The organism is Phyllobacterium sp. (genome assembly GCF_037994425.1).
In the GTDB taxonomy this organism is placed as follows: Bacteria; Pseudomonadota; Alphaproteobacteria; order Rhizobiales; family Rhizobiaceae; genus Phyllobacterium.
Genome location: NZ_JBBNAM010000396.1, coordinates 1 through 2,705, shown reverse-complemented (window position 1 = coordinate 2,705; position 2,705 = coordinate 1). Strand labels below are relative to the sequence as shown.

Here is a 2,705-nt window from a genome sequence, read left to right as displayed (position 1 = left end):
CGAGGTCCTCACTTTTCGAGTTCTCGTTGGAGTTTTGCAATTCGTCGAGGATCTGCTGGGCGATACGGCTTGCGTCGATCGGATTGTCCAAACCTGCGGCGATGATGGCAAACTCGTCGCCGCCGAGGCGCGCAATCATCTGGTCGCCCCGAATGACCGATCCAGCGCATTTTGCTACCTTCTGCAGCATGGCATCGCCGGCGGCGTGGCCGAAAAGGTCGTTGACCTCCTTGAACCTGTCAAGATCAAGACAAAGCACGGCAATGCAGCGACCGCCCCTGCGATCGTGTGATGCGATCTCCTGTTCAAGACGAATGTTGAAGCTCCTGCGATTTGGGAGCCCCGTCAGCACATCGTGATGTGCAAGATGATAAATGTCGGCGGCCGCCTTCTTTCGATCGCTGAGATCGCGCACCGCAATTGCCGTACACTGCTCATCAGCATACTCGACGGTCCGCATGACGAGCTCCACGGGCATCGCCCGACCATCAGCGGTCATGAGGTCGGCTTCGGTAAATTCAGTTTCCTCGCTCAGTTGCGCACGGATTGGTGTCGTGGGAAACAGACGGCGTACGGATGCCTGGCGCAGCTGCGTTCGCGTAAAGCCGGCCATCTTCTGAAAGCTGAGGTTTGCTGTCAGCACTGTCTCGCCGTCCGTTATCAGCAACCCCTCGACGGCAGCATTGACCAGCGTATGCATCCGGCGGCTTTCCCGTTCTGCTCGCCTGCGATCCCTAAGATCGAGCCACAGCCCCATGGCCGTCAGTACCAGGATGAGCAGGCTCACGCCCGCAACCAGCAGCGACATGCTTTGAGGATCGATGGCATTGCCCGGAACGTCGATTGACGCGTCCGGAATGATTGAGACAGCGCTCATTGCGGTGAAATGGTGGCTGCAGATAGCAACCGTCAAAAGCAATGTCGCCAGTGGCGTGCCCAGTCGCCCCTTCCTCGCCACCGCCGTATAGAGCGCGGGTGCGCCGATAATCACGCCAAGGAAGATCGAGACGGCAACGAGCCTCGCATCCCATGTAACGCGCCCCTGAATTTCGAACGCGGCCATGCCGATGTAGTGCATCGTCGCAATACCGCCGCCAATCAGGCCCCCGCCAATGAACGCGTCGCGCGCGTCGCCTTTTCGAACAGCAAGTCCCAGTCCCGATCCAGTCAATGCAATGGCAGCAAGCATTGAAACAATGGTCAGGACGAGATCGTAGCCATTGGGAACGCTTGGCGCGTAAGCCAGCATGGCGATGAAATGCGTTGCCCATATGCCAAATCCCCCAGAAACCGCAGCAATCGCGAGCCAAAAGCGCCGCTGATGCTGCTTAAGGCCCTTGCTGTGTTGAAGGAGCCTTATGGTCGTGAAGGTGGAAAGCACACATACGAGGGCGGCGAGCGCCACCAACCGCATGTCATGTTGGTTAACGACACAATTATACACAGTCAGCATGGGGCACTCGGATAAATGGGGGATATTTCGCATCACAAACAGGAGCCGGCATCAAAGCATCAAATGTTTGATGGCCCGTTAAGTTGTATAATGGGAGCGCCCTTAGCTGAGACGACGTGGGGGCGCTGGGGGAACTTCAACGTGGCAGACCTATTTCCGTTGACCTCCATGCCCGACCGCGACCGGTGGGCCGTACTTTGGCCATCGTCTGGCGACGTCATTCAATAGCTTGGCATAGGGCCGCGCATGAATGTACTCAGCCTTTGCCGCGGCGACGGCCAATTCACCGTTCCGTTCGCCGCATGTGTCGATGGCAAGGTATGGGCCGTCTACCTTGATCCGCAAATAATTGAACAAGCAAGGGCGCAAGTAAGGTGCCAGGACACGCATGTTCACGCATGGATATGCGCAGACGCACGCGACCCTGATCGACTATGTGCTGATGGACATCACATTTCACGGCGTTCCCGATCAGGCGCCGCTGGCAGGAAGCAGTCAGGCAAGTCTTGAAGTCCAAAATCCTGGTTACGTTCTCAACTGAGATGCCCTTGCCCGCGAAAACACGAAGGTTCTTAACGAGCCGCGAGGGCCGCGCACCAAAATGCGCATGTCACCTGATTGCGTCGTCGCCGTCGTGGAACCTGCCGGATTTGCCCTCGCGCGGGTCGTTGATCTGCCGCCTTATCACGATGGCGCCATATTTGAACGCTCCGCCTGAAGCGATTGCATAGCAAACAAGAAACGGGCAGCATGCCATTTCCTGGCGGTGCAGGGGCGACGGCGCAATTGCCGTCAATGCATTGCCGGCGAGGGCTGGCAAATGCGGTCATGACACGCGCGCAGCAGTTTGGGGTAATTATTGGCCTTGCATTCGTCGCAGCGCTCACGATCCTGCGGGCGACTGATCCGCCGATCCTGAAACTTGCTCGCGATGTCACGTTTGACGAATATCAACGTATTCTGCCGCGCACCTTTGAAGCCATGCCCGTGCGGGTGATCGACATTGACGAGGCCTCACTGCGTGAATACGGCCAATGGCCCTGGCCGCGCGATCGGATCGCCAAACTTGTCGAAAGACTGAGCGACTTGGGTGCTTCGGCCATTGCCTTTGACGTCCTCTTTGCCGAGCCGGACCGTCTTTCGCCGAGCAATATTGTTCGCGACGTAACCGGTATCGACCGGTCTCTCCTCGATAAATTTCCTGACAATGATGCGATATTTGCGCAGTCGATCCTGGGAAAGCCGGTCGTGT

3 protein-coding genes are annotated in these 2,705 nt (G+C 57.6%); 2 read left to right on the top strand and 1 reads right to left on the bottom strand.

The window, feature by feature from the left end; all coding sequences use genetic code 11:
• Positions 1-1,453, bottom strand: a 1,453-nt coding sequence (locus AAAB35_RS26250; protein ID WP_340671278.1) for an MHYT domain-containing protein, incomplete at its 3' end; no start/stop codon positions are given.
• A gap of 388 nt (positions 1,454-1,841) precedes the next feature.
• Here AAAB35_RS26250 and AAAB35_RS26245 point away from each other — a divergent pair.
• Together AAAB35_RS26245 and AAAB35_RS26240 are read left to right on the top strand one after the other, a co-directional pair.
• Positions 1,842-1,994, top strand: a complete 153-nt coding sequence (locus AAAB35_RS26245; protein WP_340671277.1) for a hypothetical protein — start codon at positions 1,842-1,844, stop codon at positions 1,992-1,994.
• Between the two features lie 287 nt (positions 1,995-2,281).
• Positions 2,282-2,705 (top strand): CHASE2 domain-containing protein (locus AAAB35_RS26240; RefSeq protein ID WP_340671279.1); only part of this gene is annotated, 424 nt, incomplete at its 3' end.

Bases quoted from the DNA above. Each gene is read 5' to 3' on its own strand.
- AAAB35_RS26245 (WP_340671277.1), top strand. From the start codon at position 1,842: ATGTTCACGCATGGATATGCGCAGACGCACGCGACCCTGATCGACTAT.